The organism is Thalassotalea sp. G2M2-11, from assembly GCF_017168195.1.
Taxonomy (GTDB): Bacteria; Pseudomonadota; Gammaproteobacteria; order Enterobacterales; family Alteromonadaceae; genus Thalassotalea_E.
Map to the genome: position 1 here is coordinate 442204 of NZ_JADNYL010000001.1, position 16319 is coordinate 458522.

Annotated in this window: 11 protein-coding genes; 7 read left to right on the forward strand and 4 right to left on the reverse strand. The window is 39.5% G+C overall.

The window, feature by feature from the left end; translation table 11 throughout:
• Positions 1-51 precede the first annotated feature (51 nt).
• A complete protein-coding gene (fkpA, locus tag IV514_RS01970) occupies positions 52-816 on the forward strand; it encodes an FKBP-type peptidyl-prolyl cis-trans isomerase (protein WP_206483228.1) in 765 nt (254 codons plus the stop codon).
• 73 nt (positions 817-889) lie between these two features.
• On the opposite strand, the gene IV514_RS01975 is transcribed toward fkpA, so the two are convergent.
• Positions 890-1789 (reverse strand): S1/P1 nuclease, encoded by a 900-nt coding sequence (locus tag IV514_RS01975; RefSeq protein ID WP_206483229.1) that lies wholly within the window; start codon positions 1787-1789, stop codon positions 890-892.
• A 94-nt stretch (positions 1790-1883) separates the two neighbouring features.
• On the opposite strand from IV514_RS01975, the gene IV514_RS01980 reads away from it, so the two are divergent.
• Positions 1884-2993 carry an NAD(P)/FAD-dependent oxidoreductase gene (locus IV514_RS01980; RefSeq protein WP_206483230.1) on the forward strand — a complete coding sequence of 370 codons (1110 nt, stop codon included), beginning with the start codon at positions 1884-1886 and terminating at the stop codon, positions 2991-2993.
• Positions 2994-3302: 309 nt separating this feature from the next.
• On the opposite strand, the gene IV514_RS01985 is transcribed toward IV514_RS01980, so the two are convergent.
• The gene (locus tag IV514_RS01985) at positions 3303-4577 is read right to left on the reverse strand and encodes a helix-turn-helix transcriptional regulator (RefSeq protein ID WP_206483231.1); all 1275 of its coding nucleotides are present in this window, start codon (positions 4575-4577) and stop codon (positions 3303-3305) included.
• A 342-nt stretch (positions 4578-4919) separates the two neighbouring features.
• Between IV514_RS01985 and IV514_RS01990 the strand changes: the two genes are divergently transcribed.
• The 3 genes from IV514_RS01990 to IV514_RS02000 are packed head-to-tail and all read left to right on the forward strand — an operon-like array spanning position 4920 to position 9203.
• Positions 4920-6716: an assimilatory sulfite reductase (NADPH) flavoprotein subunit gene (locus IV514_RS01990; RefSeq protein WP_206483232.1), complete on the forward strand. Its 1797-nt coding sequence runs from the start codon at positions 4920-4922 to the stop codon at positions 6714-6716.
• Positions 6716-8449, forward strand: a complete 1734-nt coding sequence (cysI, locus tag IV514_RS01995; RefSeq protein WP_206483233.1) for an assimilatory sulfite reductase (NADPH) hemoprotein subunit — start codon at positions 6716-6718, stop codon at positions 8447-8449. The genes IV514_RS01990 and cysI overlap by 1 nt, the downstream gene beginning before the upstream one ends.
• Complete coding sequence (locus IV514_RS02000; protein WP_206483234.1) at positions 8442-9203, forward strand: phosphoadenylyl-sulfate reductase; 762 nt, start codon at positions 8442-8444, stop codon at positions 9201-9203. The genes cysI and IV514_RS02000 overlap by 8 nt, the downstream gene beginning before the upstream one ends.
• Here IV514_RS02000 and IV514_RS02005 read toward each other — a convergent pair whose 3' ends face one another.
• Complete coding sequence (locus tag IV514_RS02005; protein ID WP_206483235.1) at positions 9204-10112, reverse strand: TIGR03899 family protein; 909 nt, start codon at positions 10110-10112, stop codon at positions 9204-9206. It abuts the gene before it with no gap.
• 294 nt (positions 10113-10406) lie between these two features.
• Between IV514_RS02005 and IV514_RS02010 the strand changes: the two genes are divergently transcribed.
• Positions 10407-12629, forward strand: coding sequence for an EAL domain-containing protein (locus IV514_RS02010; RefSeq protein WP_206483236.1), 2223 nt, complete (start codon positions 10407-10409; stop codon positions 12627-12629).
• 84 nt (positions 12630-12713) lie between these two features.
• Here IV514_RS02010 and IV514_RS02015 read toward each other — a convergent pair whose 3' ends face one another.
• Positions 12714-13907: an MFS transporter gene (locus tag IV514_RS02015; RefSeq protein ID WP_206483237.1), complete on the reverse strand. Its 1194-nt coding sequence runs from the start codon at positions 13905-13907 to the stop codon at positions 12714-12716.
• Between the two features lie 245 nt (positions 13908-14152).
• Here IV514_RS02015 and fadB point away from each other — a divergent pair, with 245 nt between their 5' ends.
• Positions 14153-16312, forward strand: coding sequence for a fatty acid oxidation complex subunit alpha FadB (gene fadB / locus IV514_RS02020; RefSeq protein WP_206483238.1), 2160 nt, complete (start codon positions 14153-14155; stop codon positions 16310-16312).
• Positions 16313-16319 lie beyond the last annotated feature (7 nt).

Below are 16319 nucleotides of genomic sequence, written 5' to 3' on the forward strand. Positions count from 1 at the left end.
TTAACTTTGTTCATTTGTGGATCACAGAAATGAACCTTAACGGAGAAGTAAATGAAATTGTTTAAACCCACTTTAGTGGCATTGGCTCTAGTTTCAGTCATTGGTTGTCAACAAGAAGCTAAGCAAGAAGAAAAAGCCCCAGTTTTAGACACTGAAGTGCAAAAACAAGCCTATGGGTTAGGAGCATCAATTGGCATGTTCACTCAACGTAACTTAGCTGAACAAGAAAAATTAGGTCTTACTTTAGATCAAGCGCTTATTTTACGTGGTTTTAAAGATAGCTTAGCCGGTCAATCAGTGATTGAAAAAGAAGAAATACAAGCGCTTATGATGAACCTTGAGCAATCAATGCAAGCGAAGAAGCAAGAAGCTGCAACAAAAGCCGCTGAAGAAAGCTTAGCTGAAGGTAAAAAATTCATGGAAGAGAATGCTAAAAAAGAAGGCGTTCAAGTGACTGAATCAGGTATTCAATATCAAGTGTTAACAGAAGGTACTGGTGAAAAACCAACAGCTACCGATACGGTTAAAGTTCACTATAAAGGCACTTTTTTAAATGGCGAAGAGTTTGATAGTTCTTATAGCCGTAATCAACCAGCGGTATTTCCATTAAATCGTGTGATTGCTGGTTGGACTGAAGGTGTACAATTAATGCCTGTTGGTTCTAAGTATAAATTTACTATTCCATCTGACTTAGCCTATGGACCAAATGGTAATCCGCCACGCATTCCAGGTAACTCTGTTTTACAATTTGAAATTGAATTATTAGAAATTCAAAAAGCAGAAGAGCCAGAGCAAGTTGGCGATGCGTCAAAATAATCAATAGATTAATATGCAAAAAAAACCAGCGACTTTCGCTGGTTTTTTTATGTGTGGTCAAAGGATAATGTGATTATAGGATGATTGATAACTGTTCACTTAATCTCACTGCTGCCTGTAACATGCGCTTAGTTAACTTTTGTTGAAATTCTTGATGATAACTGGGAGTTATTTCGATGGTTTTTGTTTGATTAGAACGGCAGTTATCTGACACTAATGAACAATACTGTAAAGGAGCACTGCGCACTAGGGTTAGTGATTCATTAGCCCAGTCTATCACATTACTGTTACGCCATTCTTGCCAAGGAGCGCTACTTAATGATTGCTTTAACTGTTGATATAAACGCTTTTTAAAGGCCGGGTAATCAAAATTTTTCTTGGGTTTGTTTAATGGGTACAACAAACACTCATCCCAATACCAATGCAAGTTGTTACATCTGCCTGTTGCAGGGATAACACTATTTTTATTTCCACCATAATCTGCGGCAAAGCTAACATGTAAAGGTTGATGAATATCTCCTACCCAATGGCCTAAAAACATCAATGCTTGTGCTTTTTCAAAAGGGGTGGTTGAGTGTTTTAGTTGCTCACTATGAAAGCGAATCGCCTGCGTGACACAGTTTTTACGACAAGTTGCCTGACTAACATTCGTTTGGTCTTGCTCAACATTAAGGTAATGCCAAGGTTTAAACTCATCATAGCTGTCATCTCTTTTAATGGCATCAGCCCAAGTGCAACTATTGGCAAAACTTACTGCTTGGTCTTTATCTGTTCGAGTGTATTGGTTGATGAGGAGTTTGTGTTTCTTGGGGAGACTTTCTAACAGTTGATTGATTTTTTGTTGTTTATCCTGAGGTAATAGCTCATAACTGAGCTGACATACAAGTTGATGGCCAATTTGTCCTAATGCCCAACTTGGAAACGACACACTAGTAAGCAGTATCAGTAATAACAGTAATAGACGATTCATCATATTGTTCTCTTTATTTTTTGCTAAGGATATAGCATTAATGATGAAATAAAAATATGCTGTTAAATATATCTATACGCATTGGATAGAATAAATTATGGAGCATTTTGATGCCGTTATTGTTGGTGCAGGTGTGGTTGGCCTTGCCATTGCCGCGAAGTTGAGTGAGCAATTTTCTAAGGTATTGCTGATTGATAAAAATGCGTGTTTTGGCGAGGAAACCAGTAGTCGTAATAGTGAAGTGATACATGCAGGCATTTATTATCCATCTTCAAGTTTAAAAGCTAAGTTGTGTGTACAGGGAAAAGAAGCCTTATACCGTTACTGCGAGAAAATGCAGATCCCTCATCAGCGATTGGGAAAATTTTTGGTGGCGCACAATGAAGATGACGAGGATTTTTTACATAAAACCGTGACCTTGGCTGAACAAAATGGCGTGTGTGATCTCACTTGGCGTACTCAGTCTCAGTTACGTGCTATTGAACCCGAACTGGCTGCTAGTGCTGCGCTATCTTCTCCTTCTACAGGGATAATTGATGTACATAGTTACATGCAAAGTTTGCTAGTGACGTTTCAGCAAAATGGCGGTTTGTTTGTCGCGAACACCAAAATGAATGCAGCCGAGCCTATGAATAATGGTTTCGAACTTCAGATAACCAGTGTGAATGATGCCATTACGCTATCGACACAATATTTAATCAATAGTGGTGGTCTACACAGCAGCAAAGTTGCCACCACGATAGCAGGGCTAGCTGCAGACTCTATTCCCGCATTGCATTACTGTCGCGGTCATTATTTTTCTTATATGGGCAAAAGCCCATTTGAGCATTTAATTTACCCGATACCAGAAGCGAATGGTTTGGGTATTCATGCATCTTTAGATATTGGTGGTCAATTAAAGTTTGGCCCAGATACACAATATATTAATGAGCTATCGTATGGGGTTGATGAACAACTAAGAGAAAAATTTTATTTAGCAATAAAGCAATATTTTCCCCGTATTAATCGTGAAAAATTACAGCCTGCTTATGCGGGTATTCGCCCTAAATTACAGGGTGAGAACGATGGTTTTTGTGATTTTAAAATACAAACCAGTAAAGAGCATCAAGTAGGTGGTTTGGTCAATCTCTATGGTATCGACTCGCCAGGGTTAACTTCTAGTTTAGCGATAGCTGAGTATGTTTTACAGTCTCTGCTAGATGATTAATTAAACAAAAGTTATAACTTATGGCTGAATTGTTATTTATTTTTAGTGAATAGTTTGTCATTATCTAGGTGTTGATTTTTCAAGCTGTTTGTTATCGATAGGGTACAAGTGGCTGGGGGGAAAATTAATGTTGTCAAGGTTAGAGTACTCTCTCTGGTAATGCTAACTGACAGTTGAGCAACTTTCTAGTGATCCTAATTTTACCTAGACGTGCTAGTAAGTTTTTTCAGGGTAGCTTTGCTACCCTTTTTTTATCCAATGATAGAATTATCAATTATTGCTGCTTTCAGACAAGAGTGACCTTAAAAGTTAAGTATTCAAAACCTGAAAAGCGATTTCTAAAATTACCGTCGTGATACATACGACAGCAATTGTCAACAATCCATACGTTTTTAACATATTTTCATTCAGTTTATTTTCTTCATTGACTAATGACAGTTTTAATTGACCTTTTGAATTAGCGTGAAGCGAGATCATCAGTGGTTTTATCAGGCAAAGGTAGATAACGACTGCGGTGATGGGGCCAATTAAAGATTCTGATATATGCAGGTATAACTTTGAACCGTCATCAAGCGTGCTGAGTAATGACACTAGGCTCACTAAAAGATAAATAATGCCTGAAGAAATAGTTAAGCGGCTTAAATAATTTAAGAACATATGAATAGTGATCAGTTGGCGCTCCTCTGTCACTCCCTTAAGTGCACCTATTAACAAAGGTAAGGTAAGTTTTCCATAAGAAATAATGGCGCCCACAATGACGAGTAACATAATGAAGATAAATGCAGGCATGAAAAATATATTCGCACCTATAGCTGACGGTGCGAGTATTACGGTTAATAAAATGAGCAGCATTCCAGTGATTCGAGTCATTGTTGCCGTCCCACCTGCCTGTTCAGATTTATAATTAAGCGGAGTAGATTGAAGCTTTTGTTTAATAAGATTGTGTTTTAAAACTTGTATCACTAACTCAGAAAATATAATTGCGTAAAGAAAAGAAATTATAAGTACAGCAAGTGCTGGGCCCATCAATTTAGGTTCATTATAGTTTTTTATGATGAGTAAAGTTTCTACGCCCATCGCCACTAGAAAACCATATAAAGTAAAATTAGAAAGAGAGTTAAACATTGCAACTTTATTGAAAAGCCAAGAGTATGTTCGTTGCGAATTTGTAACATAAGAAGAGCTAGAAAGCTTGGGGTTTTTGGCATATGTTAATAAAGTACAGCCGATGAGAACACCACCAACAAATAAACCAGAGACAAGATCTACAAACATATTTAGATGCCCGAACTTTAACATTAGCGTAGTAACTATTGATAGCATCAATAAGATACCTAAAAGCTCAGGTAGTTTTTTTACTTCATGTTTGTCATTTAACGGGAAGGATTCTTCTAGTAGATTAGATTTATCGGTATTAAAAGCTGAACAAAGGGCTGATAATGTTTCTATTGATGATATTCCTGTTTTTTCGATGCGTTGAATAGTTCGTAAACTCACATCGCAGATATCAGCTAGTTGCTGCTGAGTCCAATTTTTTTGAGATCGAAAACGTTTTATTGCTTCAATATCCAGTTGCAAGTTCATAATGTATTTCCGCCGCTTGAATTTGACTAGCATAGACTTACTAATTGATTTATCAACGACTTTCCTGTGATGTCATGTGACATGGCATATGTATGTCATATTACTTGATCATATTAATATATAGAACAATTCGATAAATGAGCATGTTTAGTTTAAATTAGAGTGTTAAACCCGAGATGAGAATATTCTCATTCCCGAATAGATTCACCACAAGTAAAGCGTAATTAATAAAACATAGTTTTATATTCTTTATTGGAATAAAAAAGCCTTTTCTATTCTTTTTCTTTTGGACAGACTCCGTCTATTCTTGCTTCATTATTTTGAAATGGGCGAATTGACGATATGTTGCCAAATCAACAAAATTTAAACCAAACCATGCTGGATGCGAATCAGTTGGCATCTTTACAACAAACTGTTGGCAATTTTTCGCCATTACAATTGGCGTGGGCGAGTGGCTATTTAGCGGCGAAAGCAGAAGGTGCTTCCGTTGCTGTGCTGCCTACTGGTAGCAATGTGCAGGCCTCTTCTACCCTAACGATTTTGTATGGTTCTCAAACTGGTAATGCCAAAGGTGTAGCGAAAGCGCTGGCTGAGCAAGCACAGGCTCAGGGTCTTACTGTTGATTGCAAAAGCATGGGAGAGTTTAAGCCGAAGAGCATTAAAAATGTGTCGCATCTCTTGATTGTTGCTAGTACTAATGGTGAGGGTGAGCCGCCCGATGATGCCGTAGCGTTACATGAGTTTTTACAGTCTAAAAAAGCGCCGAAGTTGGCCAATTTACATTTTAGTGTTTTGGCATTAGGTGATACTAGCTATGAGTTCTTTTGCCAAACAGGTAAAGACTTTGATGAATTTTTAGTAAAACTTGGCGCACAACAAATTGCGCCACGTGTAGATTGCGATGTCGATTATGATGACGCCGCACAAGCATGGTCGGCAGAGATCATTGCAAAATCAAAAGATTTATTGGGTAGCAGTGAAGCGCCAACCAATGTAGTGGCAATGCCAACCATAGGGGCAAGCAGCCAATACACCAAACAACAGCCTTACACCGCTGAATTAAGTGTTAGTCAAAAGATCACTGGTCGTGACTCTAACAAAGATGTACGTCACATTGAAATTGATTTAGGTGAGTCAGGTTTAACCTATCAACCGGGCGATGCCTTGGGTGTTTGGTTTGATAATGATGTTGAATTAGTGGCTGAAATTATTTCAGCGCTTGAATTTTCAGCTAATGAGCCGGTTGAAATTGCGGGTGAAAGTCTTTCATTAAAAGCCGCATTAACATCTAAGCTTGAGATCACGCAAACGTCTGTCAATTTTGTTAGCTTTTGGGCGGAACAATCTACTAATGTAGCGTTAGTTAAGCTGACAGATGATAAAAACAAACTACGTGAATTCGCTGCAAACCACCAAGTGGTTGATGTGATCAAATTAGCACCAGCCAAGGTTGCTGCCCAAGACTTTGTTGATGCATTACGCAAAATAACACCACGCTTGTATTCGATAGCCTCAAGTCAGGCAGAAGTGGAAGAAGAAGTGCACCTTACCGTTGGCTTAGTGGAGTATCAACAAGGTGACCACCTTAGAGCAGGCGGCGCATCAAGCTTTTTAGGTAAACGTTTGGCCGAGGGTGGCGAAGTAAAAGTTTTTATCGAACACAATGATAACTTCCGTTTGCCTGCTGATGGCAATACGCCAGTGATCATGATCGGCCCAGGTACAGGTATTGCGCCATTTAGAGCATTTTTACAAGAACGTGAAGCAACTGATGCACAAGGCGATAACTGGTTATTCTTTGGCGATCAAACCTTTACGCAAGACTTCTTATACCAAGTGGAATGGCAAGGGTATTTAAAATCAGGGCTGTTAACCAAAATCGATTTAGCCTTTTCTCGTGATCAGGCTGAAAAAGTATATGTGCAAGATCGTTTGCGTGAGAATGCCACTGAAGTCTATAGCTGGCTTGAACGTGGTGCCCATCTTTATATCTGTGGTGATATGAGCCGTATGGCAAAAGATGTCGAGCAAGCACTTACTGACATTATTATCGAACAAGGCAATAAAACAGCCGAGCAAGCCCAACAGTATTTAAAAGATTTACGTGACGCTAAGCGTTATCAGAAGGATGTATATTAATGACAAGTACAACTCAAGCAAATGGCCCTCTTATTGTTGAAGGTAACTTGGCTGATAACGAGCGATTAAAACGTGAAAGTCACTTTTTACGTGGCACTATTGCACAAGATTTACAAGATCCTGTGACAGGGGGCTTTACTGCCGATAACTTTCAGTTAATACGTTTTCATGGCATGTATCAACAAGATGATCGTGATATTCGTGCTGAACGGACCAAGCAAAAGCTTGAACCATTGCATAATGTGATGCTACGTGCGCGGATGCCTGGGGGCATTATTACTCCTAAACAATGGTTAGCGATTGATAAGTTTGCTGCACAAAGCACTATGTATGGCTCTATTCGTTTAACGACTCGTCAAACGTTTCAGTTTCATGGGGTGCTTAAGCCAAATATTAAGGTGATGCATCAAACGTTAAATAGTATTGGTATTGACTCTATTGCCACTGCTGGCGATGTTAATCGTAATGTGTTGTGTACCACTAACCCGGTGGAATCTGAACTTCATGAAGAAGCTTATCAATGGGCAGCGAAAATAAGTGAACACTTATTACCTAAAACCCGTGCCTATGCGGAAATCTGGCTAGATGGCGAGAAACTTGAAGGCCCGAATGGGGAAGATACCGAAGAGCCCATTCTTGGTAGTAATTATTTACCGCGTAAGTTTAAAACAACGGTAGTGATCCCACCGCAAAATGATGTTGATGTTCATGCGAACGATTTAAACTTCGTTGCAATTGCAGAACAAGGCAAATTAGTTGGTTTTAATGTCTTAGTTGGTGGTGGCTTAGCCATGACTCATGGCGATAAGTCAACTTATCCTCGTAAGGCAGATGATTTTGGTTTTATACCGCTAGCACATACGCTAGATGTGGCTGCTGCGGTAGTGAGTACGCAACGTGATTGGGGCAACCGTGTTAATCGTAAAAATGCGAAAACCAAATATACCTTAGATCGTGTGGGTATCGACACCTTTAAAGCCGAAGTGGAAAAACGCGCTGGCGTTAACTTTGCTGATTCTCGTCCTTATGAATTTACAGGGCGTGGTGATCGCCTTGGTTGGGTAGAAGGTTTTGATGGTAAGCATCACTTAGCATTATTTATTGAAAATGGACGTTTATTGGATTATCCGGGCAAGCCGTTGAAAACTGGCGTGGCAGAGATTGCCAAGGTACATAAAGGTGATTTTCGCATGACAGCGAATCAAAACCTTATTGTGGCAGGTGTTGCTTCTCAAGATAAAGCGCAGATAGAACAAATAGCCCGTGCCCATGGCTTAATGGATGATGGTATCTCAAATCAACGTAAAAATTCGATGGCATGTGTGGCGTTTCCTACTTGTCCATTGGCAATGGCAGAAGCCGAGCGTTATCTTCCTAGTTTAGTCAATGAAGTGGAAGCTATTCTTACTAAGCATGGCGCTGGTGATGACAGTATTATTTTACGGGTAACAGGTTGTCCTAATGGCTGTGGTCGAGCAATGCTCGCTGAATTAGGCTTAGTTGGTAAAGGACCTGGTAAATACAATATGCATCTTGGCGGTAATATTGCGGGTACTCGTGTACCTAAAATGTATAAAGAAAATTTAACTGAGCAAGATATTCTGACAGAAATTGATCAATTAGTGGCGCGTTGGGTTGCTGAGCGTGAAGGTAATGAAGCCTTTGGTGACTTTACGATTCGCGCTGGGATTGTCGATGAAGTGGTGGTCAGTAAGCGAGACTTTCATGACTAATATACCTTCGCAGGCATCCTCTTCTGTGATCAATAGTAAATTTCCTGCCTCATTACCTGAGCCTTGGTTGAGGCAGTGGAATGAGCTGTTAGAGCAGCAATCAGCAACAGAACGTGTTGAGTGGGCAATGGAAAATTTGCCGTCACAGTTTGTTTTATCATCAAGCTTTGGTATTCAATCGGCAGTGATGTTGCATATGTTGACGCAAGTTGATGCCAATATTCCGGTGATATTAACCGATACAGGGCATTTATTTCCTGAAACGTATCGCTTTATTGATCAATTGACAGAGCGATTAAAACTGAATTTACATGTTTACAGTGCGAAGGAAAGTGCGGCATGGCAAATGGCTAAATATGGTGAAGAGTGGCAAAAAGATGAAGCGTCATTAAAAGCCTATAATCGTCGTAATAAGGTTGAGCCGTTAGAGCGAGGCTTAACTGAATTAAATGCAGGCACTTGGTTCTCTGGAGTGCGACGTCAGCAGTCGCAGCATCGTGAAGGTTTGTCTGTGGTAGGGATCTTACGTGGCCGCTTTAAAGTGCACCCTATCATTGATTGGAGTAACCGCGATATTCATCAGTATTTAACCAAGCATAGCTTGCCGTATCATCCATTGTGGGATCAGGGCTATGTATCTGTGGGCGATACTCACAGCACTAGGCCGTTGACGCTGGGGATGGATGAAAGTGAAACTCGTTTCTCAGGGATGCAACGTGAATGCGGTTTACATACCGATGGTGATGGGATCTAATTAATCCTTAATAGAAAATAACCCTGAAAAGGCTTGTTTTATACTGTTAAAATATTTTTGATTGGCATTATCACCTATCAGTTGGGCCAGTTCTGAGCCCACTGGGGTGAATTTATAAAAGCGTAATAGACAATTATTTTTATCTGCAACTATGGTAAATGGGCTGCCATTATAATTGAGCGAAATTGATTCACCTTTACTAATGGGAGACGTTTCGGTTTCTTGAATAAAAATAAGGTGGTTGTCTGCCAGAGTTAATAATTCAGAATACGCTAAACCAAACTGGCTCAAATTGATGTGCTGTTCTCTGCTCTTACTGAAAAAATTAAATAGCCCTGGGGTTTGTGAAGCACCTGAAATAATTCGCATATTTCTATAACTGTGATCTCTGACAGCTAATGCACAAGCTTTTGATAGCAATTTGGCTTCACTAATACTTAAATTTCTAAAGGCGGAGAGTGATTTCAGTGAAAAGCTACCCGGAGCTGCAATTTCACCTGCGAGGATCTTGGCCCATAACTCTTGCATGGTGTTATTACTGATATCCTCAGCCAAGGCGGTAAAACTATTAAACCAGTCTTGATCTGCGCGATCGGTTACCTCATTACTTGAACAATAGGGGATCGCTTTTTGGATAATATTCTCAAGGTTCTGCTGTTTACGAAGTTGTAAGAGTCGTTCTCTTTTTCTCATTCGCTCTTCAAGAGGTGCTTGTTTATCGGGGGAAAGTAATGCGCCATCTACGACAAATTGTTTAGCGAGAGTAAGTAATTGCATGTGAGAAGAAGGGCTTGCGCTGTGTTTAGTTTTAGTGCCAGCGTCTACACTTTCTGTCGTCGTAGCTTGGCTTTTAGCTTTCACTGGGGTCACTTTAACCGATGTTGTCGCAGAGGCTTTACCAATTTTCATTGTAACATCCTAAAAAACAGCACTATTTATTTCTTACTGATTCAGTATCCTCCGCTTTTATTGTTTTGTCTACGAGAAAATTAATTTGAAATTTTATAGGTAGTCTCAAAAACTTCACCTATTCTTTACATATAGGTAACGGGCGTTTGAATTAATTAATTATTATGCAATTGTTAGGTTGAATATTCCGTTACTCACTTTTATTATGTAAGTGTGGGTGTTTAATTTATAATAATTAACCTAGTAGTGAAATACAGACAAAATGGCTAGTTGTCTACTTACTTTGAGGAATATATGCAGGCATCTGAAGAAACAAACGATGATTTTTTGTTTATCGATGATAGTGATGAAGACGAGATTCTCGAAGACTCGAGCAATGATACATGGAAAGTATTAATCGTTGATGATGATCCTGAGATCCATTCTGTGACGCAACTTGCTTTATCAGATTTAGTGGTATTAGGTAGACGGTTAGAATATTTCCATGCTTACTCTGGACGCGATGCTTGTCAATTAATCGAACAACATGAAGATTTAGTTTTAGTATTACTCGATGTAGTAATGGAAACTGATGATGCTGGATTAAATGTTGTTAAACACATTCGTGATGAATTGGATCGTCAAGATATCCGTATCGTGCTCAGAACCGGGCAACCGGGTTATGCGCCTGAAGAAAGCGTTATCAAAGATTATGATATTAACGATTATAAAACCAAAACTGAACTAACCCGTCGAAAACTCGTTACCACTGTATTTGCTGCTATTCGTTCCTACCAACAAATAGACACAGTGACTGAAAATAGAAAAGGTTTAGAGAAAATCATTTGCTCCGCAGCTGAGTTGTTAGAATTACACTCCGTTGATGAATATGCGGAAGGGGTACTGAAGCAGTTAAGTGCGTTAAGTGATTGTGAGTCAGGTGTTTTTTGTGCTCGTGGCCAAGGTATTATCGAGGGGGCGGATGATTTAAGTCTTTATGTTTTAGGACAACAAGGTTTTTCATCTGTACTGAATCATCAAAAAGTAGATATGCTTGCTAACGAAACAATACAGCAACAAGTGACTAGTTGTTTCCAGAAAAAACAGCATATTTTTGATACAGACAGTGTGAGCTTGTATTTATCCAGTGGCGGTTATCGCGCCGTTATTCACTTGGTATTAAAAACGGCCTTAACCGATACCCAAAAACAATTAATTGAAGTATTCATGACCAATATTGCGACGGGTTATGAAAATGTACACTTGTTTCAAAAGTTAAGCGATGCCGCCTATAAAGACTGGTTAACAGACTTACCCAATCGCTTAGAATTTGTGAATTTATTAGATAATTTTGCGCAAAGTGATAATACAGAACTTGTCGCGGGTTTAATCGATATTAATCACTTCAGCGATATTAACGATGGTCTAGGGCAAGATTTAGGTAACCAATTGTTGATGGCTGTGACTAGCCGAATGAAAGCGATGGGTGAACAATGTCAGTTTGCTCGAGTGGGTGCCGATGTTTTCGGTATTATCGGTACAAAAGACAAAGTTAACCCAGAAAAATTAAGTTTGTTATTTAATAAACCATTCTCTGCTGGTGAACAACATTTACCGATTAATGCATGCTTTGGTTTGTGTGAAAAAGCAGATGCTGGTTCGCGCGGTGTTAATGTATTAAATCAAATTAATATTGCATTGAACTTAGCGAAGAAAAATAACCAAGAGCACTTTGTTTATTACAAGCAAGAGATGGAAGAAAAAACACTGTGGCGTTTGGGGATGATCCGTCAATTGCGCACAGACTTTGCCGAAAATCGCTTAGAGCTATGGTATCAACCACAATTAAACTTGCAAACCGGTAAAGTGATTGGTGCTGAAGCGCTGTTAAGATGGCGTACCGCAGATGGCCAATTTGTTTCGCCAGGGGTATTTATTCCATTAGCCGAATATTCAGGGTTAATTATTGAAATTGGTGATTGGGTGATCAACCAGGCCTGTCAACAAATCAAAACGCTTGAGCAAGAGTCTTTTGATGATGTGGGAATTTCAGTGAATGTGTCAATTCCACAGTTTAGGCGAGAGAACTTCGTTGATAGCATCATCGACGCTACTGTCAGGCATAAAGTGTTACCGAATAAGTTAGAGCTGGAAATCACTGAAAATATCTTAATGGATGAACCTCAGGTTGTTATTGATGCGTTAGTTAAGTTAAAGCAACAAGGTATTAGTATCGCGTTAGATGATTTTGGTACTGGCTACTCATCACTGAGTTATTTGCAGAAATTGCCATTAGATAGACTTAAAGTTGATCGTTCATTTGTTACTGATATAACAAAACCAGGACAGGCTATTATTGCTGATACTATCATCAATTTAGGTAAGCAAATGAACTTGAAAGTGATTGCTGAAGGGATTGAAGAAGAAGAGCAGCAAGCACATTTGAAAGCGCAAAATTGCGATGAAGTACAAGGTTTCTTTTACGCGAAACCTATGCCGGCAGATGAGTTTTTAGCTTTCTTAAAAGCAAATGAATAACACTAAATAATAACGTTATTGAGTAAAAAAAACTGAGCTATGCTCAGTTTTTTGTTTTTAGTTTAACAAAACAAGCATGAGGAGTTATGTCGAGCTGAGGTTCATATTTTCATGCTTGCGCAGTTCCACTCCTTGCATCGGATGGCGCGGAATTTGAGAGGAAAGTAACAACGAGCAAGCAGCAAAACCAGCACCAATGTAAAATACTAGTGATGAGTCTACTAACCATACCATGCCAAGTAACACAGGAATAATAACGGCGGCAATATGGTTGATTGAAAAGCTGACGCCTGCACTGGCCGCAATATCTTCAGGTTTAGCGATTTTTTGAAAGTAGGTTTTTATCGCAATGGCCAGCGCGAAAAATAAATGATCGACTACGTATAAAATGGCAGCAAAAGTGGCGTTCTCAGCTAAGCCATAGGCAATAAATAAGGTGATAAGGCCGATATATTCAAATCTAAGCACTTTACGCTCACCAATTATGCCAATTAATTTACCAATGCGAGCTGCAAACAGCCAATTGAAAATGTAGTTAATTAAAAATAAAGCGCTGATGTCAGCCACGCTATAGTGAAATTTTTCTACCATTAAAAACCCTGCGAATACTACAAATATTTGTCGGCGAGCGCCGCTAAAAAATGTTAATGCGTAAAACAGCCAATAGCGTTTTCGCAGGATCAATTTTTTTTCCTGTTCGGCTTTAATTGGAAATTGCTTAAATGAAATCGCTAATAGAAATGTCAGTATTAATGCTAAGCCGCCAAATAAAGTGTAGGTGGCTTGATAAGACCAAGATAGCCATTCCATTAATAGCCAAATACTGCCGAAGGCCAGCAGTGAAGCAGCGGATTTAACCGATAATAAACGCCCTAAAAAGTGGGCGGTGTGTTCTTTATCAATCCATTGTAATGTTAGTGATTGATTGACTGTTTCAAAATAATGAAAACCAACTGACATGATCACTGTGGTGATATATAAACCAATTGCAGACGGAAAATAACCGGTAATGGCTACGCCGAAAGCCGTGATGCCTAACGCAAGCAAAGCGAGTTTTTGCTCTTTAATGAACAACATGACATAGATTGCCGTGAAGGCTAAAAAACCTGGTACTTCTCGTAAACTCTGTAAAATTCCTATTTCAGCACCAGTGAACTGCGCCTTTTCAATTACGAAGTTATTTAACAGTGCCATCCAGACTGAAAAAACTAACGGCATGATAAAAGCCATCGCAAGTAATAAAGTTTCTGGTGTGTGCATTTTGGTTGGCATTTTCATATATAAGAGCTAATTTAAGGTGAAGTTACTTTTTCTATTCCCAGTTTAACACGTTTTATCAAGGGATTATGTAGTGTTGTCAATAGAACTATTTCGCTCATTTTGAGCAAATATTTAAAAATTAATACACCTAATTAAAACACTTGTTTAAAAAATTTGCTTTTCAATTTCATTCAAGGCACACTCAATCGACTATTATTAAAAAACACAATTGTTCACCCTACATTTAATTGAGGAGACTAGGCATGTTATTTCAAGGCAAAAGCCTTTCTGCCGAGCTATTGGATAACGGTATTGTCGAATTTAAATTCGATGCCGAAGGTTCAGTAAATAAGTTTGATCAGGAAACGTTTAAAGAATACAGAGCAGTCATTGCAGCAATTAAGGATTGCAGCGATGCTAAAGGTGTTTTAGTAACATCAGGTAAATCTAGCTTTATTGTTGGTGCTGATATTACTGAATTTTTGGATATGTTCAAAAAGCCAAAAGAAGAGTTGATCCCTTGGATTAAAGAAGGCTCTGATGTATTTGACTCATTTGAAGATTTAGACATACCAACGGTAGTTGCCTTAAATGGTTTTGCTCTAGGTGGCGGCTGTGAAATGAGTTTAGCCTGTGATTATCGTATTGCCGATACTAGCTGCTCAATCGGCTTACCCGAAGTAAAATTAGGCTTAATGCCTGGCTTTGGTGGTACCGTTCGTTTACCTCGTTTAATTGGTGCAGATAATGCCATTGAATGGATGTCAACAGGTAAAGCCCATAAGCCAGAACAAGCGATGGCTGTCGGTGTGTTAGATGCGGTCGTAGCGCCAGAAGATTTACGTGATGCGGCCTTAAAGATGTTGCAACAAGCCATCGATGGCAAGCTAGATTGGCGCGCCAAGCGTCAGCCAAAACTTGAACCATTAAAGCTGTCGCCTACTGAAACGGTAATGACGTTTAGTACTTGTAAAGGCATGATAGCAGCTAAAGCTGGTAAGCATTATCCAGCACCAATGGCGACGGTTAATACCATTGAAGCGGCGGCAGGTTTAGATCGTACCGGCGCTATGAAATTAGAAAATGAAGGCTTTGCTGAACTGGCTAAAACAGATGCGGCCACCGCACAGATTGGTTTATTTTTAGCGGATCAAGTGGTGAAAGGCAAAGCGAAAAAAGCCAGCAAAATGGCGACTAAATCGGTAGACAGAGCTGCCGTACTTGGCGCAGGCATAATGGGTGGCGGAATAGCCTACCAATCTGCCTATAAAGGCACGCCGATTGTGATGAAAGATATCAACAATGAAGCGCTTGATTTAGGATTAACCACTGCTGCAGGTATTTTATCTAAATTGGCAGACCGTGGACGTATTAACGCTAAGAAGATGGCGGGTGTATTAAACAATATTACGCCAACACTGAGCTACGATAGTGTCAAAGACGTTGACGTAGTTGTTGAAGCGGTTGTGGAGAACCCTAAAGTCAAAGCCTCGGTATTAGCTGAAGTTGAAAGCTATGTGAGTGATGATGCTATTGTTACTTCGAACACATCAACCATTTCAATTGATTTACTTGCCCAAAGTGTAAAACGTAAAGATAAATTCTGCGGGATGCACTTTTTCAACCCTGTGCATAAAATGCCATTAGTTGAAGTGATCCGTGGTAAAGAGACCTCTGATGAAACGGTTGCTGCAGTAGTGGCTTATGCTGCTAAAATGGGAAAATCTCCCATTGTCGTCAATGATTGCCCTGGCTTTTATATCAACCGTGTTTTATTCCCATACTTAGCTGGTTTTAGCCAATTAGTTCTTGAAGGTGCTGATTTTGCTGCTGTTGATAAAGTGATGGAAAAACAATTTGGTTGGCCAATGGGTCCTGCCTACTTATTAGATGTTGTCGGCATTGATACTGCCGATCATTGTACAGGCGTGATGTCAGAAGGCTTCCCAACTCGCATGGGTAAAATAGCTAATGACCCTGTGAGTTCTCTGTATCAAGCTAACCGTTTGGGACAGAAAAATGGCTCGGGCTTCTTTGACTATGGTAAAGATAAGCGTGGCAAGCCAACTAAGGTGGCAGCTCAAGCGGCCTATGATTTATTTAATATTGAGCATCAAACATTTGAAGCCGATGAAATCATTGCTCGTTTAATGATCCCTATGGTGAATGAAGTAATTCGCTGTTTAGAAGAAGGAGTGGTTGATAGCGCTGCTGAAGCCGACATGGGCTTGATTTATGGTTTAGGATTCCCTCCGTTCAGAGGTGGTCCGATTCGCTATCTTGAAACCTTAGGATTAGAGAACTTTATTGCCATGGCTGATAAATATGCTCACCTAGGTGAGATTTATCAAGTAACTGATGGTCTGCGTGAAATGGCAGCATCAGGCAAGTCTTATTTTTCTACAGATGTTAAAAAAGCTTAGGAGCCGA